Origin of the sequence: Pseudomonas frederiksbergensis, assembly GCF_017114915.1 — a bacterium.
GTDB lineage: Bacteria > Pseudomonadota > Gammaproteobacteria > Pseudomonadales > Pseudomonadaceae > Aquipseudomonas > Aquipseudomonas frederiksbergensis_I.
In genome coordinates this window covers 1-26,157 of sequence record NZ_JAAUOE010000024.1, presented here as the reverse complement: position 1 = coordinate 26,157, position 26,157 = coordinate 1, and the positions used below count along the sequence as shown (strand labels likewise).

Annotated in this window: 22 protein-coding genes; 8 read left to right on the top strand and 14 right to left on the bottom strand. The window is 58.5% G+C overall.

Features of this window, described 5'->3' with window-relative positions; translation table 11 throughout:
* Positions 1 to 303: 303 nt before the first annotated feature.
* The 11 genes from dusA to HCU66_RS17470 all read right to left on the bottom strand — a co-directional run bounded on the left by dusA (position 304) and on the right by HCU66_RS17470 (position 9,872).
* Positions 304 to 1,299, bottom strand: coding sequence for a tRNA dihydrouridine(20/20a) synthase DusA (gene dusA, locus HCU66_RS17520; protein WP_205889663.1), 996 nt, complete (start codon positions 1,297 to 1,299; stop codon positions 304 to 306).
* A 389-nt stretch (positions 1,300 to 1,688) separates the two neighbouring features.
* A complete protein-coding gene (locus tag HCU66_RS17515; RefSeq protein ID WP_205889662.1) occupies positions 1,689 to 2,147 on the bottom strand; it encodes a hemerythrin domain-containing protein in 459 nt (152 codons plus the stop codon).
* A gap of 464 nt (positions 2,148 to 2,611) precedes the next feature.
* A complete protein-coding gene (locus HCU66_RS17510; RefSeq protein WP_205889661.1) occupies positions 2,612 to 3,403 on the bottom strand; it encodes a transporter substrate-binding domain-containing protein in 792 nt (263 codons plus the stop codon).
* A gap of 142 nt (positions 3,404 to 3,545) precedes the next feature.
* The gene (locus tag HCU66_RS17505; RefSeq protein ID WP_205889660.1) at positions 3,546 to 3,749 is read right to left on the bottom strand and encodes a DUF2933 domain-containing protein; all 204 of its coding nucleotides are present in this window, start codon (positions 3,747 to 3,749) and stop codon (positions 3,546 to 3,548) included.
* 94 nt (positions 3,750 to 3,843) lie between these two features.
* The gene (locus tag HCU66_RS17500; protein WP_205889724.1) at positions 3,844 to 4,248 is read right to left on the bottom strand and encodes a hypothetical protein; all 405 of its coding nucleotides are present in this window, start codon (positions 4,246 to 4,248) and stop codon (positions 3,844 to 3,846) included.
* Positions 4,249 to 4,475: 227 nt separating this feature from the next.
* Positions 4,476 to 4,817 (bottom strand): hypothetical protein, encoded by a 342-nt coding sequence (locus tag HCU66_RS17495; protein WP_205889659.1) that lies wholly within the window; start codon positions 4,815 to 4,817, stop codon positions 4,476 to 4,478.
* 153 nt (positions 4,818 to 4,970) lie between these two features.
* A complete protein-coding gene (gene copD, locus HCU66_RS17490) occupies positions 4,971 to 5,894 on the bottom strand; it encodes a copper homeostasis membrane protein CopD (RefSeq protein ID WP_205889658.1) in 924 nt (307 codons plus the stop codon).
* 3 nt (positions 5,895 to 5,897) lie between these two features.
* Positions 5,898 to 6,281 carry a copper homeostasis periplasmic binding protein CopC gene (gene copC, locus HCU66_RS17485; RefSeq protein WP_205889657.1) on the bottom strand — a complete coding sequence of 128 codons (384 nt, stop codon included), beginning with the start codon at positions 6,279 to 6,281 and terminating at the stop codon, positions 5,898 to 5,900.
* Between the two features lie 55 nt (positions 6,282 to 6,336).
* Positions 6,337 to 7,224, bottom strand: coding sequence for a copper resistance protein B (locus HCU66_RS17480; protein ID WP_205889656.1), 888 nt, complete (start codon positions 7,222 to 7,224; stop codon positions 6,337 to 6,339).
* 10 nt (positions 7,225 to 7,234) lie between these two features.
* Positions 7,235 to 9,019: a copper resistance system multicopper oxidase gene (locus HCU66_RS17475; RefSeq protein WP_205889655.1), complete on the bottom strand. Its 1,785-nt coding sequence runs from the start codon at positions 9,017 to 9,019 to the stop codon at positions 7,235 to 7,237.
* Between the two features lie 145 nt (positions 9,020 to 9,164).
* Positions 9,165 to 9,872, bottom strand: a complete 708-nt coding sequence (locus HCU66_RS17470) for a murein L,D-transpeptidase catalytic domain family protein (RefSeq protein ID WP_205889654.1) — start codon at positions 9,870 to 9,872, stop codon at positions 9,165 to 9,167.
* A gap of 81 nt (positions 9,873 to 9,953) precedes the next feature.
* Here HCU66_RS17470 and HCU66_RS17465 point away from each other — a divergent pair, with 81 nt between their 5' ends.
* Complete coding sequence (locus tag HCU66_RS17465; protein WP_205889653.1) at positions 9,954 to 11,705, top strand: L,D-transpeptidase family protein; 1,752 nt, start codon at positions 9,954 to 9,956, stop codon at positions 11,703 to 11,705.
* 3 nt (positions 11,706 to 11,708) lie between these two features.
* On the opposite strand, the gene HCU66_RS17460 is transcribed toward HCU66_RS17465, so the two are convergent.
* Positions 11,709 to 12,191: a hypothetical protein gene (locus tag HCU66_RS17460; RefSeq protein WP_205889652.1), complete on the bottom strand. Its 483-nt coding sequence runs from the start codon at positions 12,189 to 12,191 to the stop codon at positions 11,709 to 11,711.
* 191 nt (positions 12,192 to 12,382) lie between these two features.
* On the opposite strand from HCU66_RS17460, the gene HCU66_RS17455 reads away from it, so the two are divergent.
* From HCU66_RS17455 to HCU66_RS17435, 5 genes are all read left to right on the top strand, one after another.
* Positions 12,383 to 13,954 (top strand): sensor domain-containing diguanylate cyclase, encoded by a 1,572-nt coding sequence (locus tag HCU66_RS17455; RefSeq protein ID WP_205889651.1) that lies wholly within the window; start codon positions 12,383 to 12,385, stop codon positions 13,952 to 13,954.
* A gap of 160 nt (positions 13,955 to 14,114) precedes the next feature.
* On the top strand, positions 14,115 to 16,685 hold the full coding sequence (locus tag HCU66_RS17450; RefSeq protein ID WP_205889650.1) for a bifunctional diguanylate cyclase/phosphodiesterase: 2,571 nt from the start codon (positions 14,115 to 14,117) through the stop codon (positions 16,683 to 16,685).
* 96 nt (positions 16,686 to 16,781) lie between these two features.
* A complete protein-coding gene (gene xth / locus HCU66_RS17445) occupies positions 16,782 to 17,576 on the top strand; it encodes an exodeoxyribonuclease III (RefSeq protein ID WP_205889649.1) in 795 nt (264 codons plus the stop codon).
* A gap of 113 nt (positions 17,577 to 17,689) precedes the next feature.
* Positions 17,690 to 18,517, top strand: coding sequence for an arylamine N-acetyltransferase family protein (locus HCU66_RS17440; protein ID WP_205889648.1), 828 nt, complete (start codon positions 17,690 to 17,692; stop codon positions 18,515 to 18,517).
* Between the two features lie 221 nt (positions 18,518 to 18,738).
* Positions 18,739 to 20,256, top strand: coding sequence for a nucleobase:cation symporter-2 family protein (locus tag HCU66_RS17435; protein WP_205889647.1), 1,518 nt, complete (start codon positions 18,739 to 18,741; stop codon positions 20,254 to 20,256).
* A 370-nt stretch (positions 20,257 to 20,626) separates the two neighbouring features.
* Here the strand turns inward: HCU66_RS17435 and HCU66_RS17430 are convergent, their stop codons facing one another.
* Positions 20,627 to 21,034: an NHL repeat-containing protein gene (locus HCU66_RS17430; protein WP_205889646.1), complete on the bottom strand. Its 408-nt coding sequence runs from the start codon at positions 21,032 to 21,034 to the stop codon at positions 20,627 to 20,629.
* 228 nt (positions 21,035 to 21,262) lie between these two features.
* Here HCU66_RS17430 and HCU66_RS17425 point away from each other — a divergent pair, with 228 nt between their 5' ends.
* Positions 21,263 to 23,680 carry a glucan 1,4-alpha-glucosidase gene (locus tag HCU66_RS17425; protein ID WP_241015550.1) on the top strand — a complete coding sequence of 806 codons (2,418 nt, stop codon included), beginning with the start codon at positions 21,263 to 21,265 and terminating at the stop codon, positions 23,678 to 23,680.
* 479 nt (positions 23,681 to 24,159) lie between these two features.
* Here HCU66_RS17425 and HCU66_RS17420 read toward each other — a convergent pair whose 3' ends face one another.
* Positions 24,160 to 25,173, bottom strand: coding sequence for a substrate-binding domain-containing protein (locus HCU66_RS17420; RefSeq protein WP_205889644.1), 1,014 nt, complete (start codon positions 25,171 to 25,173; stop codon positions 24,160 to 24,162).
* A gap of 676 nt (positions 25,174 to 25,849) precedes the next feature.
* Between HCU66_RS17420 and HCU66_RS17415 the strand changes: the two genes are divergently transcribed.
* Positions 25,850 to 26,157, top strand: a 308-nt coding sequence (locus HCU66_RS17415; protein WP_205889643.1) for a carbohydrate porin, incomplete at its 3' end; no start/stop codon positions are given.

The window sequence follows — 26,157 nt, the reverse complement described above, 5'->3', positions numbered from 1 at the left end:
CCGAGCGCTGACAGCCGCTCAAGGGTGCATGTACGTCGCGAAGGCCCCAGCGGCAACATCCTGAAAACAGATGTTTGAAAGGCGGGGGCGTGGTATCGGTAATTACGATGCCGAAATGGGGCGCAGGTTCAATGGAGGTGACGGTTAGCGTGCTGGGCAGGCCTGGGTCATGTCCTCAATGCTTACCGATTTGGCCGGTGTGCGAATTAGACCTTTGAGCGCTCGGGCCGAACAAGTGACGGCCACGATTCAATGCTGCCATTTTCTAACGAGGCAAAGCGCCTACGCACGAGCAATGGGGGATCAACGCCCCTCCAACAACTCCGCCGCCTGATCCAGCAACGCCAAAGGCTCTTTAGCCTTGTGAATATCCACCGACAACAACTGCCGAAACTTGCGCGCCCCCGGAAACCCGGTGCCCAGCCCCAGCACGTGCCGGGTGATGTGATGCATCGCCCCACCCGCCAGCAAATGCTCGGCAATATAAGGCCGCAACTGCGCCAGCGCCTCGGCCCGGCTGATTACCGGCGCCGTGCTACCAAACAGCTGCTGATCCACCTCAGCCATCACATAAGGGTTGTGATACGCCTCACGGCCCAGCATCACGCCGTCGAACGTCTGCAAATGCTCGTGGCAGGCCTCCAGCGTCTTGATCCCGCCGTTGAGAATAATCTCAAGCTCCGCAAAGTCCGCCTTCAACCGCGCCGCCACGTCATAGCGCAGAGGCGGAATGTCGCGATTCTCCTTCGGCGACAACCCCTCCAGAATCGCAATCCGCGCATGCACCGTGAAACTCGTGCACCCAGCATCCCGAACCGTGCCGACAAAATCACACAACTGCTCGTAACTGTCCCGCCCATTAATCCCGATCCGATGCTTCACCGTCACCGGAATCGACACCGCATCACGCATCGCCTTCACACAGTCGGCCACCAAGTGCGGATGCCCCATCAGGCACGCGCCGATCATATTGTTCTGCACCCGATCACTCGGGCAGCCGACATTCAGATTCACCTCGTCGTAACCGTGGTTCTGGGCCATGCGTGCGCAGGCGGCCAAGTCCAGCGGGACACTGCCGCCGAGCTGCAGGGCGAGCGGGTGTTCGGCTTCGTTGTGACGCAGGAAACGGTCGTGGTCGCCGTTGAGCAGCGCGCCGGTGGTGACCATTTCGGTGTAGAGGAGGGCGTGCTTGGAGAGCAGGCGCAGGAAGAAGCGGCAGTGACGATCGGTCCAATCCATCATCGGGGCGACGGAGAAGCGACGGGAGAGCGGGGCGGGTGTGGCGGTGATTGGGGGCATTGGCGTTTCTGGAATGGGTGAGGCTGGGAGGTGGAGAGTTTATCAGGATTGGGCTTGCGGGGCTCAGGCGAGTCTAGCTGCGGTAGTTCAGGGCAAGTGAACACAAGAATGGGAGGGGTTTAGTGAGATAGCATGAGTAAATAAATGTGCCCCCTTTTTTTAGTCGGTGTCCCGTTCTGATTCCATTACGCCCTCATGAAAAACAGATCAGAAGGTGTAAACCTTATTCAGGACTAGACAGGCTGTCCTGCGCCAAAGCGAAGGGACTTGCACGAGGAACCGTCGATGCATGGGCACCCCAGTGAGTTAATACTTGAGATTCGCGTAATTACTTGGTGAGGCCAGTACTAAGTAATAGCCAAATTTTGAAGGAGTACGGCGACTTCCAATTAATGCCATTGACGCTTGACTTCCTGCCACTGGTCGTTTGACAGCCACTTATCTGCCGCCGGAAAGAAAATATTTTCCTCAGCGTCCATGTGGTCGTAATATTTTTTTATGAAGTCATCGATAGTGTCAGCAATTACTCTCGTTTCCTTAGTTGTGCCCTCCAACATCTTCAGCTGTCCAGCAATGCGCCCAAATGCCTGATGATCTCGCTCGATATCCCTGACCCGTTGGTGGATCGGTGCCTCAGTCGCTAGCAACGCTAGCCGAATAAGTTCTTCATTTTCATGGTGATGTCGCTCTGCATCACCATGCAAGGCTTCCAGCATCGTGAACAACAGCTTGCAGTCATCGGCTCCATCGGATTCATGCCTTATCTTCCTCAGCAACTCTTTGATCTGAGTGATTTTCATAGCCACTTCATGATGATAGGCCTGAAGTTCTTTCAATAAGGCGTTCATTTCAAATCCTCGTCACGATACCCGCAACCCCAAAGATACCTACGCTTTAAATTTCAGTATCTTGTTAGCGCACTTACCAGCATTATTTAATCTCTTTAGTATAGGCGAGCAAAGAGCTCTCACCCCGGGAAATTTGCCGCACTTGGAAAAAATTGAAATATCAAGTGTCTGTTTATATGCACTATTTGATCCGTCGGATGTCCGCCAGTGAAAACGGAAGGAAAAAGCAGCGCCAAGGAGAAAAGGGGGCACCCATTAGCCGGTCTCAAGTCAAGGTTGAAAACCGCCGCGCTTCCAGCCCACAGGAAACAGAAAAATGATCTCGAACCGGACGCAACGGCTGGGGTGTGGCCGCCGTTGCGTGATTTGCCTGATGAATCGCGTGGTCAGACTATACGACTGCTGCGCAGCCGGACGCCTCGGTTTGGGCGAGTCCATTCAATTACAGGGAATGAACCAGCGGGCTATTTAGCCTCTGGCGTCGCTATCCATTGGCCCAAAATTTTCTGGTAATTCCCCGTTACCTTGGCCAGATGCAGCCACTGATCGACATATAACTTCCAGCTGATGTCATCCCGCGGCAGCAGATAAGCCTTTTCCCCATACTGCATATATTGCGTCGGGTTGACCGCGCACAAACCCGGTTTGAGTTTCTGCTGATATAGCGCTTCCGAGGCATCGGTAATCATCACGTCAGCCTTTTTATCCAGCAGTTCCTGGAAGATGGTCACGTTGTCGTGCAGTTGCAATTGCGCCTTGGGCAGGAAGGCGTGGACGAAGGCTTCGTTGGTGCCGCCGGCCGGTTCGACCAGGCGAACCGAAGGCTGGTTGATCTGTTCAATGGTCTGGTATTTCGCCTGATCTTCGCAGCGCACCAACGGGATTTTGCCGTCGACATCCAGGGTGGTGCTGAAGAAGGCTTTTTTCTGACGTTCCAGGGTGACGGAGATGCCGCCGACGCCGATGTCGCATTTGCCCGCGAGCATGTCGGGCATCAGGGTTTTCCAGGTGGTCGGGACCCACTCAACCTTCACGCCCAGGCTGTCGGCCAGTGAGCGGGCCATGGCGATGTCGATGCCTGAGTATTCGCCGTCTTCACCTTTGACGGTATAGGGTTTGTAGTCGCCGGTGGTGCAAACGCGCAGTTGGCCCTTTTGCAGGACGGTGTCCAGGTGCGAAGGGCTTTGCTCTGCCTGAGCGCCGCAGGATAGCGCCAGCAGGCCGCTGAGCAGTATTGTGCTTTTTATGGTTTTCATTGTTATCGGGCTTTTGTGGATGGAGTGGGGGGCAAGGCTGGATCAGTGTAGTGAAACCGCTTCTTGGCTGTCATCCACGCTGAATGCGATGCTCCCCGGCTCTGGTCCAATGTGCTTGATGATCGAGATGGCGATGCATGGGTCAGTGTCTGCCGTGATGATGCCCGAACAGGTGCATCAGCGGGCACAGCAATAGAATCAGGTAGGGCAGAAGCGGGTAAATATGGCCGTAATGCTCACGGGCCAGGTAGAACAGCCCGATCAACAGCAGCATACCCAGCGCGATGCCGGGTTTGCTGCGCCAGAACGAGGGGGCTGGAGGGGCCGAGGGGCTTGAGTGGTTCATGTGACGCGCTCCGTTCCGACGAAAATGTTCCGGGGTTTCGTCCGGCCATGCCGGCCAATGCTAACCGTCAGCAATGGGTGTTATGGCGCAATGCTTATTGGCCCATCGGCATCTTCATCATCCTGGACTGCTGATCCATCATTTTCATCATCATGTCCATCATCGCTGTATCCGAGCCGCCCTTGCCACCGGACATGCCCATGCCCATCCCCATACCTCTGCAATTGTTGTGCATCATGCCGAGGCTGTTTTTCATCGTAGTCATGGCTTCTTGCATCGCCGCCTGGCGTTCGGCCGGAGTTTTGGCGGCAACCATTTTGTCGTGAGCTGCCTGCATTTTTTTCATCTGTTCGCTCATGGCTTTGTCTTGCATGGGCATGGTCTGGGTTGCGTCATTGGTGGGTGCGGCGGGCGCCGTTTCGGGGTTTTCGGCGGCCAGCGTCAGCAACGGGCTGCTCATGATCAAAGCGGCCAAGAGGGACTTGACGTAGATGTGCATGGCGATCTCCACAGTGATAACGCGGATCGGCAGCGTCGGATGGCTGCGAACCAGGGTATGTTGTGTTCCCGTTGGTGGGAATGATCTTGAACTTACTCCATGGTTGGAAGGCGTTGTTGATCCATATCAAACGACGCTCACAGAGGTTTATTGTGCTGCCAAGGTGACGCTCCAATGGGTGATACGTGCCAGGCAAGGCCCGACACGTATCCCTTCACATTAGTTATTTATCCACAAGCCACGGACTTCGAACTCTTAAGATGCGCTTCAATCGAGTTGCTAGCAGAGTGGACTCTTACGCCCTTGAGTTTATCGAGTGGCGGCTCTTTCCAAAGTTTTGATGCGTCGATGGGAAGGATGACCTGTATAGCAGCCCCTTGGGGCGGATCAGCAACAAAATCGAAGTCTTGAATGCCGTCTGGCGGGAACTGGATATAAACCCGTGGTTCCAGTCTCGGGTTTGTCCATCCACCAGAATTCACCAGGCCAATTGCCGATATGTGTAGCTGCGGTGGGTTTGATTTAAGTATTTTTAAGTCGACATCCACCACTTTCATTACGTCAGCCATTTTCGATCTCCTTTCGATAATTGCGCCGCTTTTTCACCTTGGCGCTTGGGTGTTGAACCCTCTGGCTTGGAAATCTGGTGTGGATAGACCCTAGTAAACGCCCCTCATCCTGTCCACTGACTGCTATGGCCGGTCATCGGATGCTTTCATTCCCTACAGGGCGTCCATTTCCGGACTCAGTGTTCCGAGCCAAGCCACCAGCCCCACAATCACTACTGCCGCCACCCATTCCACCACCACACTACGCCGCAACGCATTGGCAGCGACCGCGTATTGTCCGTTCCGCAACGACCGCTCCAACAATGGCCCAAGGTGAAACCGGTTCAACGCGGCGAGCACCAGCATGCCGGCAAACAGCACCACTTTGATAAACAGCAAAATCCCGTAAGTGCTGAGAAATACCTCATCGAGCTTCGGCCCAACGATGAACAGATAATTCACAACCCCCGTCACCGTGATGACCACCACAATCAGCGCGCCGATCACCTCAAATCGATGAACCGCGCGAGCCAACGACCCGATGCGCTCCTCAGTTTGCAGGGCGTTGATTTTCGCCATCAACGCAAACGCCGCCAACGCCCCGATCCAGGCTCCCGCCGCGAGCAGGTGCAAAATGTCCACGGTGAAATGCCAATAACGACGACTGCCTTCATCCATCGCCCCGTGCCCGTTCCAGGCCAGGCTGGAGAGGGCGACGCCACCGGCAACAGCCGCGACCCATAAACTGACACCAGGTGCACGGAGCATCACCGCCAAACCCGCGACGACCAGCGCAACGATGCGAACCACCCAGGCCAATCCCACATCCGTCTCAAACACCATCATCTCGATGTGCGGACGCAGCTCGGCGAAGGCCGTTTCACCGCTCATGGCACTCGCCATCATCACCATGCTGGCGACAGACAACACCGCGCCCAGCACCGCCGTCCCCGCCAACATCGACCGGAATGGCAGTACCGCCCCAGACACCCGTTCGTGCCCTTTAAGGCTATACAGCCCAAAAAGCGCTACCCCGAACAACAGCATCAAATCCACATACAACGCAAACCGCAGGGCAACGCTGACCGAGTCGCTCATTCATCACTTCACTTTGAATGTAACGTTGCCAGTGATCGGGTGAGTGTCCGAAGACACGGCGCGCCATTCGACTTTGTAGCTGCCGGCGGGCAGGGGCGAGAGCGGTGTGATGACCATGGTTTTCGGGTCGCTGGCGCCGGAGACTTTGGCTTTCATCGGCATGGGCGAGTGAGCCATGCCGGGCATTGCGGTCATGATCAGTTTGGCGCCGGAGAATTGGGTCATGAGGTTTTCGGAGAAGTGCAGTTCGATTCTGCTGGGCGCTGCGCCGTCCGCGCCTTCGGCCGGGGTGGAGGAGAGCAGTTTCGGGTGGGCTTGAGCCAGTGCGCTCATCAGCAGCCCGGTGGAAAGTGCGATAGCGACAGCGGTGGTTTTGATGGTGCGCATGCAAGGCCTCTTACCGCTTTAAGCGGTTGGTTTTTAGGTTTTTGAGTTGACGCGTTTAGAACCACAGCCGAACGCCGACGACCAGGCGGGCTTCGCTGCGGTCCTCGCCTTCGTCCCTGGCGTAGTCGGCGGTTTTGCCGTAGGTGCGGTTCCAGGTCACGCCGATGTAGGGCGCAAATTCCCGGCGGATTTCATAGCGCAGCCGCAGGCCGGCTTCGGTGTTGGACAGCCCGGAGCCAATGCCCCGTTGCGGATCGTTTTTGCCATAGACGTTGAGCTCGGCGGTCGGCTGCAAAATCAGCCGGTTGGTGAGCAGGATGTCGTAGTCGCCCTCAAGGCGTGCGGCGGTCTGGCCACCTTCGCCGATGAAAGCGGTAGCCTCGGCTTCGAAGTTGTACAGGGCCATGCCTTGCACGCCGAATGCGGCCCAGGTTTGCGGATCGCCGGGTTTGAAATCCTGGCGCACGCCGGTCACCACGTCCCACCATGGGCTGATCGCGTGCCCCCAGAGGGCCTGAACTTCGGCGTCTTCGGTTTTGCCATTGACGCGTTCGCCTTCGGAGCGCAGCCACAGGCGATCGATGTCGCCGCCGATCCAGCCGGACAGATCCCAGGCCAGCGCGCTGCCGTCGTCGGCGTCCTGCCATTCGAGTTTGTCAGCGAGCAAGTAATAGTTGAGCGCACTGTCGTGCATGTCATGGCCGGCGGGGCTGATGAAAACGGCGGCGCGGTCGGCATCGGTCAATGCCGGGATCGGCGTGCGGCTTTGGGTCGGCGCGGCGGGCTGCATCTGCCCGTAATCCTCGTTCTGCATCTGGCTGTGATCCATGCCCGGCATCTGGCTATGGTCCATGCCCTGCATGTCGTCGGTGGCGGCCATGGCCGAAGAGAGCGTCAGGCCCACGGTAACGAGGGCCAAAGAGATCGGAGTGAGTCTGGTCATGGGTAGCGCCTTATTCTTCCACGCGAACTTCACGGAGCATGCCCATTTCCATGTGGTACAGGAGATGGCAGTGGTAGGCCCAGCGGCCGAGCGCATCGGCGGTGACCCGATAGCTGCGCTTCGATCCCGGCGGCATGTCGATGGTGTGTTTGCGCACCATGAACTGGCCGTTCTCGTCTTCGAGGTCGCTCCACATCCCGTGTAGATGAATAGGATGGGTCATCATCGTGTCGTTGACCAGCACCACTCGAACCCGCTCGCCGTACTTGAGTCGTAGTGGTTCGGCGTCGGAGAACTTCACGCCGTTGAACGACCAGGCGAACTTCTCCATGTGGCCGGTCAGGTGCAGTTCGATGGTGCGGCCGGGCTCGCGGCCGTCCGGGTCTTCGAAGGTGCTGCGCAGGTCGGAGTAGGTCAGCACGCGGCGGCCGTTGTCGCGCAGGCCGATGCCCGGGTCGTCGAGTTTTGGCGCGGTGCTCATGGCTTGCATGTCCACCAGCGGGTTGTCTTTTTCCGTGTCGGGATGGGATTGCATACCGGCCATGCCGCCCATGGCCATGCTGCTGTGATCCATCCCGGCCATGCTGTCCATGCCCTGCATGTCACCGCCGTCCATGCCTTGCATGGCGCCGTGGTCCATCCCCGCCATATCGCCGCCCATGCTGCCGTGATCCATGCCGCCCATGCCCATGTCGTCCATGGTCACCAGCGGCCGTGGATCCAGCGCTGGAATCGGCGCCGACAACCCGGCCTTCACCGCCAGGGTACCGCGGGCATAACCCGTCCGATCCATCGACTGGGCGAACAGGGTATAGGCGTCCTGGGTCGGCTCGACAATGACGTCGAACGTCTCCGCCACCGCGATGCGGAACTCGTCGACGCTCACCGGTTTGACGTGTTGGCCATCCGCCGCGACCACGGTCATTTTCAAACCCGGAATACGCACATCGAAGTAGGTCATGGCGGAGCCGTTGATAAACCGCAGTCGCAGTTTTTCGCCGGGGCGGAATACGCCAGTCCAGTTCATGTTCGGCGCCTGGCCGTTCATCAAGTAGGTGTAAGTGGCACCACTGACGTCGGCCAGGTCGGTGGGGTTCATCTTCATCTCGGCCCACATCTTGCGGTCGGCGACCGTCGAGCCCCAGCCTTTCTCACTGACGTCGTGGATGAAATCGCCCACGGTGCGCTTGTGGTAGTTGTAGTAATCGGACTGCTTTTTCAGCGTCTTCATCAGGCTGGCCGCGTTTTCGTCGGTCCAGTCGGTGAGCATCACCACGTAATCGCGGTCGTACTGGAAAGGTTCCGGCTCCTTGGCGTCGATCACCAACGGCCCATACACCCCGGATTGTTCCTGAAGGCCCGAATGGCTGTGGTACCAGTAAGTGCCGTTCTGCCGGACCTTGAACTGGTAGACGTACATGCCGTCCGGTTCGATCCCGTGAAAACTCAGGCCCGGCACGCCGTCCATGTTGGCTGGCAGCAAAATGCCGTGCCAGTGAATGGAGGTGCTGTCCTTGAGTTTGTTCTTCACCCGCAGCGTGACGGTGTCGCCTTCGCGCCAGCGCAGCAGGGGGCCGGGAATACCGCCATTGATGGTCATTGCCGTTCGAGGGGTGCCGGTGATGTTGACCGGGGTTTCGCCAATGAACAGGTCGAAGTCGGTACCGGCCAGAACATTGGGTTCGCCGGGGCTGGTGATCGCCCAGACCGGCGTGCGCCACAGTCCAAGGCCAGCGAGGACTCCGCCTGCCGCCAGGCCCTTTACAAAGGTGCGTCTTGAGGTGTTGGAATGCATGCCGTTTTTCCCGTCCGTCAACCTGAAGAAGCCCTCAGGTCCATCCTGAGCGGAGGGAGGAGGGCTTAATGGAGATGAGATTAGCGGCTGGTGCCTTTCAGCAGCCTGAGGCCAAGATTACAGTTTTGACAGTTTCACACGGTATTCAACGACTGCTGTTGGGCCTGGACGAATCCGCCACGGTGGCATTACCGCAGTTGATATACGAAGAGGACTTCAACCAATGCTGATCCGGATAGTAGGAGAACAACAACTGCCCGTCCTTCATCGAGTCGATCAGCTGATGCGCAATCGCAGGTCTCACCGCCGGACAGCCGAGGCTTCTGCCGATCCGGCCATTGGCTCGCGCCAGGACAGGGCTGACATAAGGCGCGCCGTGAATGACGATCGCTCGCTCGAAGGCGTTGTCGTTGAACCCCGGCTCCAGACCTTCCATGCGCAGGGAATAACCGTTCTGCCCGACATAGCTGGATTGGGTGCGGTACAAGCCGAGGCTGGTGGCGTGGCTGGCATTCTGATTGGAGAACTGGCTGGCCATGTTCTCGCCGCTGTTGCGGCCATGGGCGACCAGTTCGTGGAACAACAATTTGCGTTGTTTAAGGTCGAATACCCAAAGACGTTGCACGGTCGAGGGCAGGGAATAATCGATCACTGCCAGTCTCTGCACCGGGGCCGTACCTTGGGCTCGGCTGCATTGGGAGGCGCGAACGGCCAGGGCAATGACTTTGGCGTTGGCATTGGGGGCCGCTTTGACCAAGGCAGCTTCAAGTGAATCGGCGTAGGCTGCCGGTAATGTAAAAAAAGCAGTCAGCAGCAGGGCCGTCATTAAGCAGCCAAAGCGGTCTGGGGCCATATACAAGTCTCATCTGAATATTTCGAGTCTAGCAGCGCGCACGAGGCTAGCCGGTTGAAAACGGGAGATTAAGGATTATCCATGGGGCAGTTAACAAGGTTATTCGTCATAAGCCGCCTATTTTTTATGGGCTTTCTGATAAGCGGCGCGGCAATCGCGCAAACTTCGCCGATTGAGCCGGCATCTCCCATTACCGCCGTGGCCGAAGCTGCCCCCGGCGATTACGTCGGCCAGGCGATTCAGGCGGCGCTGGCGCCCTTGAGTTCGGCGTTTCCGCCGCTGCTCACGTCGCCGCGGCATCAACGGGTCGATGTCAACCGAGTGGTGTTGGATTTCTACAGCCATCGCGGCTATCGCGCTGCCTGGACGGACGATGACGATGTCGTTCAGTTGTTGAAAAGCCTGAGTGACACCGAGATCGATGGCCTGAACCCTGCGGATTTTCGAATTGCTGAACTGGTTACCGCCAGAACGTTGATGCAAACAACAGCGCCCACTCCCGGGGAACGGGCAGCCTTTGATATCTCGGCGACCCAGACGTACATCACGGCGCTGCTGCAATTGCGGCGCGGCAAGGTTGATCCTTCGCGGCTGGACATCCACTGGAACTTCGACCCCGTCGGCGTCGACCCTCGGGAGGACGTCAACAACTTTTTCACCGCCCTCGACAGCCACGACATCGCGCGAGCCTTCGCCCAGGCACCACCCCAAGAAGCGGTTTACGGCACGTTGCGACAGGGCCTGGCGCAACTGCGCAAGGTTCGCGACCGGGGCGGCTGGCCGAAGATCCCGCAAGCGCAGACGCTCAGACCCGGCATGGACGACGCCTCGGTCGCGCAATTGCGAGCCCGTTTGGTGGCGGGTGGTTATCTGGCGCCGCAGAAGACCGGGCGTACGGACTACGACGACAGCGTCACGGCGGCGGTGAAGAAGTATCAGGCCGAGCAATACCTGGGGGCGGACGGTGTAGCGGGGCCGGCGACACTGGCGGCGCTGAATGTGCCGGTCGAGGCGCGAATCGACCAGGTGCGGGTGAACATGGAGCGGGCGCGGTGGCTGCTGTACAAACTTCAGGGCACCTTCGTTGTTGTCGATATCGCCGGGTATAAGGTCGCGTTTTATCGCGATGGCAAGCCGATCTGGCGTTCCCGGGTGCAGGTCGGCAAGCCGTTTCGCAGCACGCCGATCTTTCAATCCGCGATCACCTACGTCACGTTCAACCCGACCTGGACCGTGCCGCCGACGATTCTGGTCAAGGACATGCTGCCGAAGATTCGCGACAATCCTGGCTACCTTGATGCCAACCGGATTCGTGTGATCGATCGAGAAGGCAATGTGCTCGATCCGTCCACCGTCGATTGGGATAACCCGCGCGGCCTTACGCTGCGTCAGGATGCCGGGCCGGAAAATTCGTTGGGTCAGGTGGCGATTCGGTTTCCCAATGACTACTCCATTTATCTGCACGACACGCCACATCGCGAGTTGTTCGCGCAATCCAATCGCGCGACCAGCTCGGGCTGTATTCGGGTAGAAAACCCGTTGCAACTGGTGGAGCTGTTGTTCAACGACCCGCTTCACTGGAACAGCGAAGGGATTCAAAAGCAGCTGGCCAACGGCAAGACAGAGAACATCAGGCTGCCGGTGAAAGTGCCGGTGCTGTTGGCCTACTGGACGGTGGACCTGAGTCTTGATGGGCGCGTGACATTCAAGCCCGATGTGTATGGCTATGACTCCCCGGTGTTGCGAGCGTTGAATCGGCCTGCGCAGCGGCCGGCGCTGGACGGGAGGCGAGAGGCGCCTCCCTCGGTGGCGGCGGAGCAGAGCACGTTGTAGACCTTAAAGCCCCAGGCCTTCTTGCACGGCCAGCAGCAAGTTGTGTTCCGTCAGCGCGATCGCATCCGGTTGTTGTCCGGATTGCTCGATCGCCTGCAGCCACCACTGCGTCTCGCCGTGTTCGTTCACCGTTCGCAACAGCGCGAGTTCCTTGCCGATCGAGTGGATTTCAATCCGTCCGGCACCGTCGGCGGTGAAGCGAGCGACGGGATCGAAGGTGATGCTGTGGTGGTTGCCTTCGATCAACAGTTGGTCGATGGCGTAATCGTAAGTCGCCCCGTCCGGGGCACTCTCGAACACGTGGGTGGAATTGCGTCGCAGCTTCAGGCCCACTTCGATCAATGGCTGCAGCCAGGCTTCGATCTGGTGATACAGCTCGTAGACCTGGGCGGGCCAGTAGTCGATGGCCTGGTCGGCGATGGTCGCGTCAGCATTGGTTTGCCGGGATTGTTTCAGCTTCGCGGCGAGCTCGTCTGCCTTACTCATTTCGATGTCCTGTCGTGATGTCAGTTAATCGTAGCTCCTTCAAGCTAATGCGGGTTTTGCCCTGCGTCATGGGATTGAACCAAACCATTTATCCCCCAACCCTGCGCTTACCTTGCACAACCCCGTAGACTAAGCTCACAAAAAAAAGGTTTTGGGCCTCTGCCCATGCCTTACCCTTCCAGGACTCGCTTTTGCCTATCTCCATTCACGATCCGCACCACGCGCCCGGTGGTGCCTTGAAACGGCTGCCCCTGCTCAAGGCGGCGGTGCTGTTTATTGCGGCGGTGTGCCTTTGTCTTTGTGGGCTGCTTTACCTGCAACTGGAGCAGTCGCGCCGACATGACCTGGCGCTGGCCGAAGTGTCGTCATCGAACCTGACCCGGGCCATGGCGCAGCAGGCTGAAGATACGTTCATGAAAGCCGATCTGGTGCTGACCAGTCTGGTGGACTGGATTCAGGCTGAAGGTTTCGACGCTGCCCAGACGTCACGCTTGCAGAAAACCTTCGCCCGGCGGGTGCAGGCGCTGCATCAGTTGCACGGGATCTTTCTGTTCGACAAGCAGGGGCAATGGGCCGTGACATCGTTCCAGCATCTGCCTCGCGGCCCGGGTGTGGCGGACCGCGAGTATTTCAGGTTTCACCAGCAAAACGTGTCGTCCCTGGCACATATCGGTCCGGCGATTCGCAGTCGGGCAGATGGCGAGTGGATCATTCCGGTTTCCAGACGGATAAACGACCAGAGCGGCAATTTCCAGGGAGTGTTGCTGGCCGGCATCAAAATGTCGTACTTCGATCAGTTCTTCAAAAGCTTCAGCCTCGACGACAACGGCGCGATGTTTTTGGCGCTGACCGATGGAACGCTGCTGACGCGACGGCCGTTTATGGATTCGCAGATCGGCACGTCATTGGCTCAGAGCGAGATTTTTAAGAAGCGCTTGCCCAACGCCACGTCGGGCAACGCCATGATCGACTCGGTGGTGGATGGCATCGTCCGGTTGTATGGCTACCGTCAGCTCGATGCTTATCCGGTGGTGGTCGCGGCGGCGTCCTCCAAAGACGCGATTCTCAAGGACTGGTACGACACGGCGATTCAATCCGGTTTGATCGTCGCTCTGGTCGTCCTCGGTGTGGGGGTGTTCGGTTGGGTGTTCATTCATCAAGTGCGTGCGGGCGAGCGCATCGAGGCGGATTTGCGCAAGGCGCAGAAAGCGCTGGAGTTGATCGCCACCCACGACAGCCTGACCGGGCTGGCCAACCGTCGATTGTTCGAGCGGGCGCTGCAGATCGAGTTCGGGCGCGGTGCCCGGCGGTCGAGCCCGCTGAGCCTGATCATGCTCGATATCGATTACTTCAAACGCTACAACGACACTTACGGTCATGTGGCCGGGGACCATTGTCTGGCCGAAGTGGCGCGGGCCCTGAAGCGTTGCTGTCACCGCAAAGCCGATCTGGCGGTGCGCTACGGCGGTGAAGAGTTCGCGGTGTTGCTGCCGGACACCGACATCCATGGTGCGCTGACGATCGCCGAGCAAATCCGCCGCAGTGTCATGGACAAGAACATCACCCACAGCGGTTCACCCACGGGCTACGTGACGGTCAGCCTCGGCTGTTATTCGTTTGTGCCGACGGGGCACGACAGCGCCGAAGTGTTGATCAAGCGCGCGGATGCGGCGCTGTACCAGGCCAAGCACTCGGGGCGAAACCGCTCGGCGGTGTTGTCGATGGAAGGGGGCGTCGAGGCACTGATGCGCTCGGATCGATGAATCTTTACTTCCCTGGGGGGGCGTATGAAGGCGGTGCAATCCGGGGGTAATGACCGGGCATCACTGCTATGGTCTGTGGAAAGAGCCTGGCGGTCACACGTGACAGACCGGGCCCGCCGGTCTCACTCCGATCGGGCGATCGTTTGACAGGATCAAATGCATGGATTTGTCTGCTGTTACCACCGTTGCACCTGCGCGCCATACCCCGATTACCCGCAACCTGGTGTTGGTCGTCGGTCTGTTGTTTGTGGTGGGGGTGCTGGTCGCGCTGATCGCCCTGTTCAGCATTGCCGGGCGGCTCGATGCCGAGGATTTGGCCAAGACCACGTTTTATACCCAGCGTGCGCTGGAAAACCGTATCACCGCCACGAAAAACTACATCACCAGTTATGCCAACTGGACGACGGCTTACGATCACCTGAACGGCGAGGTCGATGTGCAGTGGGCCTACGTCGACCAGAATCTGGGTAAAACCCTGTTCACCATGGACCACTACGATGGGGTTTTCGTGGTCGATCTTCAGCGAACAAAATACGCGGTGGTGCGCGGGCTTCAGGTACAGGACGAGGCAGCAGCCTATCTGTCGGCATCGATAGCGAGGCTCGTCGAGGAGGTTCAGAGTCAGGAAAGCCTCATCAAACCCATCAGTCGCTACACCTTGTTCGAAGGCAAACCTGCGCTGTTGACGGCCGCGGCGATCGTGCCCAATGACGAACGCCCGGCGGTCGATCCCAAAAGCACTTCGGTGCTGATCTACGTCGACCAGATGGACCCTGAAAAGCTCAGCGCCTTGAGCGTCGATTACGGTTTGCATGACTTGAGCCTGATGCCCGACAACGCCATCGCTGCCGATCAGCCTGCCGTCGTCCTCGCGGGCACCGGTTACAGCCTGGTCTCCCGGCTTGAGCAGCCGGGTCATCAATTGCTCTGGTCGCTGCTGCCGCCACTGGGTGGGGCGTTGTTGATTCTGACGGTGTTGACCGCTTATTTCTTTCGCTATGTTCTGCGTACGTCCGGGCATGTGGATGCCAGTTACACCCGCCTCGATTTGTCGAACCAGGCGCTGGAGGCCAGTGAAGAACGTTTTCGTGCGGTGGCCGAAGCGGCGTCCGACTGGATCTGGGAAATCGACGACCAGCACTGCATCACTTATCTGTCGGGGCGCTTCAGCACCGTCACCGGATTTTCCGATCAACAATGGCTGGGGCAGAACATCGAGCAACTGCTCAATTGCGATACCACGCCCTTGTCGCTGTGGCTGAATAAACTCGATGAAGAGCAAGCCGTCAGCCATTTGCGTTGCTCCTACCGCGATCAGTCTGGGCAGCAGCGGGTGTGCCGGGTGTCGGCACGACCGATCCAGCGCAAGGGCGCGGTACTGGGGTTTCGCGGGACGGCCAGCGACATCACCGATGAAGTGGCCGCCCATGCGCAGATCCAGCATCTGTCGATGCACGACGCACTGACTGGCTTGCCAAACCGCAACAAACTGGCGCGGTTTCTCGATGAGGCGCTGGCGCTGAAAGAGCAGTCAGTGGCGCTGACGCTATTGATGATCGACCTGGATAACTTCAAGCCGATCAACGATTCCCTCGGTCATCCGGCCGGCGATGCGGTCTTGCTGGAAGTGGCTATCCGTTTACGCGAGTCCACACGGGACATTGACCTGGTCGCCCGGCTGGGCGGTGACGAGTTCGTGCTGGTGCTTCATGGCATGGACAGCCATGCGGAAATCGACCGGTTTTGCGAACACTTGCTCGACAGCCTGCATCAACCGATTCACTACGACCATCACACGCTGCACATCGGCGCGAGCATTGGTATCGCCCTGAGTCGGCGTCAGGGGCATCTTCCGGATGAGCTGATTCGCTGTGCCGATATTGCGTTGTATCAGGCCAAGTCCGAGGGCAAGAAGACCTGGTGCTACTTTGCGACGCACATGAACGATCTGATACAGCATCGTCGGCAATTGGAAAACGACCTGCGTCGGGCGATCAAGCACAATGAATTCGTGATGCATTACCAGCCGCGTTATCACGTCGACGGCAAGCGGATCGTCTCGGTCGAAGCACTGCTGCGCTGGCAGCATCCGGTGCAAGGCTTGTTGAGCCCCGATGCGTTTATCCCGTTGGCCGAGCAGACCGATCTGATCGTGCCATTGGGCCGCTGGGTGCTGCGCGAGGCGTGTGAGACGGCCCTGACCTGGCCTGGCGCGATGATGGTGTCGGTCAACCTGTCGCCGGTGCAGTTTGCCCGCAGCGATGTGATCGAAGACGTCCGGGAAGTATTGATTCAGACCCGCTTGCCCGCCAGTCGGCTGGAGCTGGAGATCACTGAAAACGTGATGCTCATCGACGTTGATGGCGCCCTGGCGACCATGAGTGCGCTCAAGGAGTTGGGGGTGCGGTTGAACATGGACGACTTCGGCACCGGTTATTCTTCGCTGGGTTACCTGCGCACGTATCCGTTCGACGGAATCAAGATCGACAAGCGCTTCATTTCGTCCATGAGCAGCGGCAGCAATGATCGCGCCGTGGTGCAGGCGATCATCAACCTGGGCAAGGCCATGGGCCTGACGGTGACCGCCGAAGGTGTCGAGACGCTGGAGCAACTGGATTTCCTGATCTCGGATCAGTGCCATGAAGTGCAAGGGTTCTACCTCAGTCGTCCGGTGGACAAATATGCGCTGCTGCCCTTGCTCAAAGCGTCGTGGGACGAACATCCGCTGTAACTCGCGCCTTTAGTCGCCTGCTTCGTTCGCCACGGCAACTGCCGTGGCGCGCCCCGGTCACAACTGGATACCGCCCATCCGTTGGAGCGTCGGACCATGAAGAACCTGAAAATCGCCACCTTCAACGTCAACGGCATGCGCGCGCGCCTGCCGAATCTATTGGCGTGGCTTGCGCGGGAACAGCCAGACATCGCCTGCCTGCAGGAGCTCAAATCGGTGGACGGGGCATTCCCTGTCGCTGAGCTGGAGGCGGCCGGCTATGGTGCCGTCTGGCATGGCCAGGTGTCGTGGAACGGGGTGGCAATTCTGGCGCGCGATGCGCAGCCGCTGGAGAGTCGGCGCGGTCTGCCGGGCGATGACAGCGACACTCATAGCCGCTACATCGAAGCGGCCGTGCATGGGGTTTTGGTGGGTTGTCTGTACCTGCCCAACGGCAATCCGCAGCCGGGACCGAAGTTCGATTACAAACTGGCGTGGTTCGAGCGGCTGATCTCGTACGCCAAAGACCTGCAGCGCAGCGATCATCCGGTGGTGTTGGCCGGCGACTACAACGTGGTGCCCACCGATCTGGACATCTACAACCCGCGCTCCTGGCTCAAGGATGCGCTGCTGCAACCCGAGAGTCGCGCGTGTTATCAGCGGTTGCTGGACCAGGGCTGGACCGATTCCCTGCGGCATCTGTATCCAGAGGAACGGATCTACACCTTCTGGGACTACTTTCGCCAGCACTGGCCGAAAAATTCGGGGCTGCGCATCGATCATCTGCTGCTCAACCCGGCACTGAGCCCTTACCTGCAAGAGGCCGGTGTCGATGCCTGGGTGCGCAATGAACCGCATGCCAGCGATCATGCGCCGGCATGGATTCGATTGGGCTCGCGCAAACGGCGATAGTTTTGGCGTGTGCGGTGATTGGCGAAATCAATTATCGGTCCGAGCGCTTTTTCCCTTATACATGGCGCCCATTGGCGGAGCGATCCGCGGGCCCCATGCATAAGGATTGAGCGATGAGCGAGCCACGACTGACGAATCTTGCGCTGTACCTGCAACGCCTGGGCTTCGACGCCCCTCCGGCGCCAACCCTGGAAACCCTGCGTCAACTGCAACTGCGCCACACCGGTGCCTTCCCGTTCGAAAACCTCACTACATTGTTGGGTGAGCCGGTACTCATCGATCTGCCATCCATCGAGCAGAAAGTCCTGCACGGCGGTCGCGGCGGCTACTGCTACGAACTCAACAACCTGTTCCTGGCGTTGCTTCAGACGCTGGGCTTCGACGCACGTGGCATCACCGGCCGCGTGGTCATGAACCAGCCCGAAGGCGCGTGGACCGCACGCACGCATCGCTTGAGTCTGGTGACCCTCGGCGGCGTGCGCTACATCACCGACGTCGGCTTCGGCGGCATGGTACCCACCGCACCGCTGATACTCGACACCGAAGCCGAACAACTCACCCCCCACGAACCCTATCGCATCGAACGGCATGCGGATGGCTACACCTTGCGCGCCAACGTTGGCGGTGAATGGCGGGCAATGTACATCTTCGACCTGCAACGTCAGGAAGACATCGATTACACCCTCGGCAACTGGTATGTCTCGACCCATCCCGACTCGTCCTTCGTCAAACAACTGATGGTGGCGCGGACGGGGGAGGGATGGCGGCGCACGCTGAACAACGGCAGTTTTGCGATTCATCGCATGGGCGGCGAGAGCGAGCGGCGTCAGGTGGCGGATGCGCAGGAATTGATCGGGTTGCTGGAAAGCGAATTCGGGATTCGGGTGCCGGCGAAGGAGGTATTGACGCCGGTGTTTGAGCGATTGATCGGGTCTGTTTGACCGGCAAATGGAAGACCACGCAAAGGGGCGGATTTGATCAATCCGCCCCTTTTTCTTTGGTAGATTTCAAGAATTTTTTGGGCTGGAGGCACTACACCTAAAAGGGCTGGCGTGGACACATGTCCATAATCTGACTGGTTAGTTGTATACAACTATATGGACATTTGTCCTGACTCTTGAATACAGTGTGCGCACAACAAAAACCAGGGAACCCCCCAACCATGAAAACGCCCCATGTTTCACACCAACGGCCCGAGGACGAAAACCTTGGGATCGGCGCGAATATGGCTTATGGCCTGCAACACGTTCTGACCATGTACGGCGGTATCGTCGCGGTGCCACTGATCATCGGCCAGGCGGCCGGGCTCTCGCCGGCGGACATCGGTTTGTTGATTGCTGCTTCATTGTTTGCAGGGGGGCTGGCGACATTGCTGCAAACCCTGGGTTTGCCGTTCTTCGGTTGTCAGTTGCCGTTGGTGCAGGGCGTATCGTTCTCTGGCGTTGCGACCATGGTGGCGATTGTCAGCAGTGGCGGGGAGGGTGGCTTTCAGTCGATTCTCGGGGCGGTGATTGCTGCATCGCTGATCGGCTTACTGATCACCCCGGTATTCTCGCGAATCACCAAGTTCTTTCCGCCGCTGGTGACGGGCATTGTGATCACCACCATCGGTCTGACGCTGATGCCGGTGGCCGCGCGCTGGGCCATGGGCGGTAACAGCCACGCCCCGGATTTCGGCAGCATGGCGAACATTGGGCTGGCGGCGGTGACGCTGGTGCTGGTGCTGCTTCTGAGCAAGATCGGCAGTGCGAGCATCTCCCGTTTGTCGATCCTCCTGGCCATGGTCATCGGCACCGTCATTGCGGTGTTTCTCGGCATGGCGGATTTCTCCTCCGTCACCCAAGGCCCGATGTTCGGCTTCCCGGCACCGTTTCATTTCGGCATGCCGACTTTCCACTTCGCCGCGATCCTGTCGATGTGCATCGTGGTCATGGTGACCCTGGTGGAAACCTCGGCCGACATTCTCGCCGTCGGTGAAATCATCGGTACCAAAGTCGACTCCAAACGCCTGGGTAACGGCCTGCGCGCCGACATGCTGTCGAGTATGATCGCGCCGATCTTCGGCTCCTTCACTCAAAGTGCCTTCGCCCAAAACGTCGGGCTAGTGGCGGTCACCGGGATCAAGAGCCGTTTCGTGGTGGCCACCGGTGGTTTATTCCTGGTGGTGCTTGGATTGCTGCCGTTCATGGGCCGGGTCATCGCCGCTGTGCCGACCTCTGTACTCGGCGGCGCTGGCATCGTGCTGTTCGGTACTGTGGCGGCCAGTGGCATTCGAACGCTGTCCAAGGTCGACTACCGCAACAACGTCAACCTGATCATCGTCGCCACCTCCATCGGCTTCGGCATGATCCCCATCGCCGCCCCGAACTTCTACGACCACTTCCCCAGCTGGTTCGCGACGATCTTCCACTCGGGCATCAGCTCCTCGGCGATCATGGCCATCGTGCTGAACCTGACTTTCAACCACCTCACCGCCGGCAACTCGGACCAGCAATCGGTGTTTGCGGCCGGTACCGAGCGGGTCTTGCGTTATCAAGACCTGGCGGCATTGCGAGAGGGGGACTACTTCAGCGAGGGTAAACTGCGCGACTGCGACGGGAATGAGATTCCGGTGGTGGAGGCGGACCATGGGCATGCCGAGTTGCGGGCGGTGCATGTGAAGAGCAGTGAGCATGTCTAAAGACTGGTAGATCAGAAGATCGCAGCCTTCGGTAGCGCTCACGGGCGTGTAGGATCTGCCGCAGGCTTCGATCTTTTGCGTCTAAAGATGGCAAGCACAAAAAAGCCCCTGAATCTTTCGATTCAGGGGCTTTTCGATTTTGCTGTCTGGCACGACCTGGACTCGAACAGAAAAATAAGCCCTTCTTTTACAGTGAAACTGTGCTGATTACTAAAATTTCTATCCCTACGATTATCCTAATCAAACCAGTATTTTATGTGAATTCGTCGACTCCTAGTTGGGAATCAAAATCCTATAGATAGTCCCGTCACCCCACGCCGCAGTGAGTAAAGATTTGCAGTCAGGAGCAACGGTCAGGCCGACCGGACTTTTAAAAGCCGTCGGCGACACTACGGGATTCTCCATTCGCGAGGATTTCACGAACCGTTGTACCACCGTAGTCAACCACGAACACACGCCCATCAAGGGTGATCGCAACTCCGGGGCCGGACGTTCCGAAATCCTTTCTTCCCTCAACACCTGCTCCATCCGGGCGAATTATCGTTACTCCGCCGCCAATATTTGAAACGACATAACCGCCATCCGGGGTCTGGACAACTCCGACCGGCGTTTGTAGATCGTCAATGACTGTCTCCAGTTGGCCATTTTCGGTTACGACGAGAATCTGGTTGGTGCGCCGGTTGGCGATCAGCAAACGCCCTGCGCGATCAAAGCCAATCCCGGCCGGCGTGGCGAGTCGCTGGTGTGTTCCAAACTTTTTCACGTAAGCACCGATCACGCACGGAAAATCTCTCTTGTGTCTTTTGTTGGCTTGTTATAGCCTTTTTCCAAAGCGCTTTGGATGATTTAAAAGCGTCGATTTAACAATCAAAAGCGCTTCTGTTTAGCGTGTTGGTTGCAACGACAAAAAATAAAAATAAGTTGGAGACATGCGATGCTTAAGACAGCGAGAAGGGTCCCGGTTATGCAGCAGTCAGTAAGGTTCCGAAAAACACTGCTGGGCGCCATGATTGGTACTCTGGTCATCTGCCAGAATGCGGGCGCCGACCCGTCGAAAGTAGCCCCGGGCGTCCCGGGCGCCGCGCCGTTCTGGTCCTATTCGGGCAAGACCGGTATCGGCACCTCCTACGAGCAGTACAAGGACGGGCAGTACTCCTCTGAGGCGGCCACCGGCGAGGTCTCGAAAGTCTGGTTCTCTCTGGCCAAGGGCGTCGTCACCGAAACCATGTTCGGGCTGATCCACGAAGCCCAGCTCAGGGAGCTGCAACTGGTCGTCCAGGGGCCGGATTTCGTTGATCTGGAGACCGAAGATACCGACAGCGAAATCAGCTACCTGTCGGTCGACAGCGAGGGACGTCCCAACTCACTCGCCTACAAGATCGTCAACCGCGACAAGCAGGGCCTCTACGAGATCGAAAAGCACATCTTCACTGATCCCGACGCCAACGCCTTGATGGTTCGGGTAATCTTTCGCAGCAAGGACCCGCGCATTCAGGTCTATTTGCACGTCGATCCGGCCGTCGGCAACGACGGCAGTGGAGACACCGCCTTCGTCGACAATCGGGCGCTGTACGCCCAGCAAGGCGAGACGACCCTGGTGGTCAAGGCCAGCCGGCCCCTGGAACGGCCCACTGTCGGCTTTGCCGGGGTTTCCGACGGTCTGACCGACCTCAAGGACGGCACCCTCGACAACCTTTACGACAGCACAGGACCATCGCAGCCTGGTAACGTCGCTATGCTGGCACGTCTGCCCCTGACAGGCACCGAGACCACGCTCGATCTGGTCGTCGGCTTCGGCCACAGCCGCCAGCAGGCCGACCAGGCCGCAGACGCCACCCTGACGCGGGGCTATGCCAAGGTGCTGGCCCACTACAACGGCGAAGGCGCGGCGATCGGCTGGCAGGATTACCTGCAATCTTTGTCCTCCCTGCCGGCCATGTATGCGCAGAGCACTGACAAGGGCAAGCTGCTCAACGTTAGCGCCATGGTCCTCAAGGCGCAGGAAGACAAGAGCAACGCCGGCGCGCTGATTGCCTCCCTGTCCAACCCCTGGGGCGAGACAATCCCGGCCACCCAGGGCACCACCGGCTATAAGGCGGTCTGGCCGCGTGACTTCTACCAGTGCGCCATGGCCCTGCTGGCCCTCGGCGATAAGCAGACCCCGAAGGTCGCCTTCGAATACCTGAAGAAGGTCCAGGTCACCGCCGATACTCCGACCATACAGACCGATACCTCGTCCAAAATCCATGATGGGAAGCAGGACGGTAAGCCAGGCGCGATCGGTTGGTTCCTGCAAAAGACCCACGTCGACGGCGAGGTCGAATGGGTCGGGGTCCAGCTCGACCAGACCGCCATGCCCATCATGCTGGGTTACAAGCTGTGGAAGGCCGGGGTGCTGGACGACACTCAGATCAAGCACTGGTACCAGAGCATGCTCAAGCCAGCGGCGGAGTTCTTGAGCGAAGGCGGCAAGGTGAAGATGGGCTGGAACGACTGGACGGTCGTCCCGCCGCAGACCCAGCAGGATCGCTGGGAAGAACAACCGGGCTATTCGCCCTCGAGCACCGCGGCGGTCATCGCGGGCCTAGTCTCAGCCTCGGAACTCGCCACCCTGGCGGGGGATGGCGAGGCGGCCAAACGCTTCCTGGCCACGGCTAAGGGTTATTCGGACAGGGTCGAGAAGAGCATGTTCACCCAGAGCGGCAGCTTCGGCGACGGACGCTACTACCTCCGTATCACCGAGAACGACGATCCCAACGAAGGCAAGCCTCTGCTCGACAACAACAGTCGTCCGGGTCTGCCGGAGAGCCAGATTCTCGACGCCGGCTTTCTCGAACTGGTGCGCTACGGCGTCCGTCCGTCTACCGATCCGCACATCGTCAGCAGCCTGGACGAACTGGACAGCCAGGAGCTGCCCGAGAACCTGAAGGTCAAGTACGACTTCACCTTCCCTGGTGTCGAGGGCGTGTTTCCCGGCTGGCGCCGCTACGGCAACGACGGCTACGGCGAGAGCGAGGTCTCTGCCATCAACTTCCCAGCCACCGGGGCACCCGTGCCGAACTCCGGATTGCGCGGCCGCGTCTGGCCGATCTTGACCGGCGAGCGTGGCCATTACGAGTTGGCCCGCAGCAAGGGCCAACTGCCGCCGGGGGGCAAGGCGTTGAGCGCCGAGCAGCTTGCGCAGCTTAAGAACACCTACGTCAAGGCCATGGAGCTGTTCGCCAACGACGGTCTGATGCTGCCGGAACAGGTCTGGGACGGCGTGGGCAACAACCGCCGGCATGGTTACGTGAAAGGTGAAGGTACGGACTCCGCCACCCCTCTGGCCTGGAGCCACGCCGAATACATCAAGCTAGTCCGCTCTCTGACCGACCAGGCAGTCTGGGACCACTATCCCGTCGTCTCGGAAAAGCTCTCGCAGTGATTTGGGCGAGCAACGGGCGCCAGGCCGTGTGTGCACCATCTCTTGGCGCCATCCATCTACAACAAGAAAGGTTTTCATATTCAAACATGCCTCCGTAACCTCCCGCCCATCGGCCGTGCCTGTGCACACAGCCTTTCTCGTCGCCGTCTGTGCCGGCGTCCTGCCGCTAAGCCCGGTTAGCTCCGCCTGGGCGGAGGCCTCCAAGGCGCAGACTCGAACTGGCGACAGCACTGTCACAGTGTTGGCAGGTTGCTGAGCTGACCTCTACATACCTAGGTCCAGAAATGCATATCCTTATCCTGAGGCGCTTCGCGTCACGCACCCGAGGCAGGAGCCGTATGCGGTAGTTCTGTACGTACGGATCTGTGCGGGGGGTGGCAGGTAGCTGTCATCCCTGTCGCGACCGTCCGGACTTCTATCTGTGGATAACTGAAGGCAACAGTACCTATAAAGCAGGTGGAATTACTGTGGTACAGATGTTAACTGGGGCAGGGGCCATCGGAGGTGCCGATTTTCAAGGTGGGCTGCCACAGTACCTGAAGGTTTTCAGGTGATTCGCCGTCAAGCAGTGCGAGCATCAACTCTATGAGTTTCCTACCGACGGCGAGAGGTTCGGAGGATTGTAGGGTAGTGATGTCGTAGCCCATGAACGCGTCCGGCGGCAGACCGTCATGGACAATGATCGACATTTCGTTGCGCAGTTCGACGCCCGCTTCAATGAGTGCGCGCAGGGCGCCAGCGCCGGCGGGAGGGTTATCCACAATGACTGCGGTCGGTCGAGGATTGCATGAGAGGAGGCGAGTCATGGCCTCGTATCCCCCGGCACGATTCAGGGTGCCTTCCACCATGTACTGCTGTTCTATAGGCAGTTGCGCATCCCCCATCGCTTTGAGATATCCCTCGCGGGATTGCGTCACAAAATACAGATCCTGTGGTCCGCTCAGTAGGGCTATACGCTGGTGATTAAGGCTAACCAGTCGCTCCACAGCCATGCGCAGTCCCGCTGCTGTGTCGAAGTCGAGCCAGGCATACGGCGCAGGAAGGATACTCCGACCGTAGGCAACAAACGGGATGCCTTTCTGGGCAAGATACGACAACCGGGCATCGTTCAATCGAGTTCGGGCCACAATCATCCCGTCTATGCGTCGTCCCTCGATCATGCGTTGGTAGGTGCGGATTTCATCGGTTTTAGAGGCTGAAGCAAGCATCAGATCCATATCCGATTTGCCCAAGGCTTCGGTCATGCCGGAGACCACTTGCAGAAAGTATGGATCGTCAAGGTCATGGATCAAAAGCGGATAGATGATGCCGATGGCATCGGCGCGGCCGGTAGCCAATCGACGTGCCACGGGACTGGGGCGATAGCCCGCGGCGGCGGCCGCGGTCACGATTCGCTCTCGGGTTTTTTCGCTGACATCCGTGTAGCCATTTAGGGCGCGACTGACCGTTGTCTGTGACAACCCCAGCTTATTGGCAAGTTCTTTGAGATTCATACGACGATGATTGACCTGAAAGGCGAGAGCGCTGTGTGATTGCACAAAGCGCCATAATTTTTGGATTTTCTCGAATACTACATTTCCCGCCTACATCCTCAAAGCGCTTTGCCTGGCCCGAACGGTGGCCCCTTGAGCAATCTGCATAATTATCACTGGGTATCCCCTCTCACTTGAACGATTGCACAGGTGGTGGCATTGGCGGCTGTCAGTCGCTGGCGTGTTCCAAACCTTTTCACGTAAGCATCGATCACGCACGGAAAATCGCTCTTGTGTCTTTTGTTGGCTTGTTATAGTCTTTTTCCAAAGCGCTTTGGATGATTAGAAAAGCGTCGATCTAAACAATCAAAAGCGCTTTGGTTTGACGTGTTGGTTGCAACGGAAAAAATAAAAATAAGTTGGAGGCATGCCATGCCTAAGACAGCGAGAAGGGTCCGGTTGGTTGCCCTCATACATGCGGGTGCTGTGCTGGCACAGCCGGACAATCAGATGAGAGCTTCCGGGTTGTTGAAGCATTCGGTTGGCAGGCAATCGAGAATTTTGGCGGTCAGTTGGCGGGCATTTATCAGCGTTATATCGCCCCAAACGGGTCGCAGACTTGGGTATCCAAACTGCATGGGGTTTTTTTACGCGCAGGTTTTGCCGGATGAGCACAATAAAAATAATGAGGTGGTTCTTGAAAACAACAATAAATCGCAGCCTTGCAGCCGCGAGTGTTTGCCTGGCGTTGCCATTGTCGGCCCAGGCGCTGGAGTTCGCCGGCTATTTGCGCAGCGGTGTCGGCACCTCGGTCAACAGCAGTTCGCAGTCGTGCTTTCAATTACCGGGCGCGCAGTCGAAATACCGGCTGGGCAACGAATGCGAACAGTATGCGGAGCTGGAGTTGCGCCAGGATCTGTTCACGCTGGACGACGGCTCGGTGCTCAGTGTCGACGGCATGGCCTCGCTGTATAACCAGTACGACCGCAGCCTGACGTTCAACGG

Coding starts and splice junctions, on each gene's coding strand:
- xth (WP_205889649.1), top strand. CDS start 16,782: ATGAAGAACCTGAAAATCGCCACCTTCAACGTCAACGGCATGCGCGCG.
- HCU66_RS17510 (WP_205889661.1), bottom strand. CDS start 3,403: ATGAAAACCATAAAAAGCACAATACTGCTCAGCGGCCTGCTGGCGCTA.
- HCU66_RS17480 (WP_205889656.1), bottom strand. CDS start 7,224: ATGACCAGACTCACTCCGATCTCTTTGGCCCTCGTTACCGTGGGCCTG.
- HCU66_RS17435 (WP_205889647.1), top strand. CDS start 18,739: ATGAAAACGCCCCATGTTTCACACCAACGGCCCGAGGACGAAAACCTT.
- HCU66_RS17460 (WP_205889652.1), bottom strand. CDS start 12,191: ATGAGTAAGGCAGACGAGCTCGCCGCGAAGCTGAAACAATCCCGGCAA.
- HCU66_RS17500 (WP_205889724.1), bottom strand. CDS start 4,248: ATGCACATCTACGTCAAGTCCCTCTTGGCCGCTTTGATCATGAGCAGC.
- HCU66_RS17470 (WP_205889654.1), bottom strand. CDS start 9,872: ATGGCCCCAGACCGCTTTGGCTGCTTAATGACGGCCCTGCTGCTGACT.
- HCU66_RS17450 (WP_205889650.1), top strand. CDS start 14,115: ATGGATTTGTCTGCTGTTACCACCGTTGCACCTGCGCGCCATACCCCG.
- HCU66_RS17515 (WP_205889662.1), bottom strand. CDS start 2,147: ATGAACGCCTTATTGAAAGAACTTCAGGCCTATCATCATGAAGTGGCT.
- HCU66_RS17420 (WP_205889644.1), bottom strand. CDS start 25,173: ATGAATCTCAAAGAACTTGCCAATAAGCTGGGGTTGTCACAGACAACG.
- HCU66_RS17475 (WP_205889655.1), bottom strand. CDS start 9,019: ATGCATTCCAACACCTCAAGACGCACCTTTGTAAAGGGCCTGGCGGCA.
- copD (WP_205889658.1), bottom strand. CDS start 5,894: ATGAGCGACTCGGTCAGCGTTGCCCTGCGGTTTGCGTTGTATGTGGAT.
- copC (WP_205889657.1), bottom strand. CDS start 6,281: ATGCGCACCATCAAAACCACCGCTGTCGCTATCGCACTTTCCACCGGG.
- HCU66_RS17465 (WP_205889653.1), top strand. CDS start 9,954: ATGGGGCAGTTAACAAGGTTATTCGTCATAAGCCGCCTATTTTTTATG.
- HCU66_RS17440 (WP_205889648.1), top strand. CDS start 17,690: ATGAGCGAGCCACGACTGACGAATCTTGCGCTGTACCTGCAACGCCTG.
- HCU66_RS17425 (WP_241015550.1), top strand. CDS start 21,263: ATGATTGGTACTCTGGTCATCTGCCAGAATGCGGGCGCCGACCCGTCG.
- HCU66_RS17495 (WP_205889659.1), bottom strand. CDS start 4,817: ATGGCTGACGTAATGAAAGTGGTGGATGTCGACTTAAAAATACTTAAA.
- HCU66_RS17505 (WP_205889660.1), bottom strand. CDS start 3,749: ATGAACCACTCAAGCCCCTCGGCCCCTCCAGCCCCCTCGTTCTGGCGC.
- dusA (WP_205889663.1), bottom strand. CDS start 1,299: ATGCCCCCAATCACCGCCACACCCGCCCCGCTCTCCCGTCGCTTCTCC.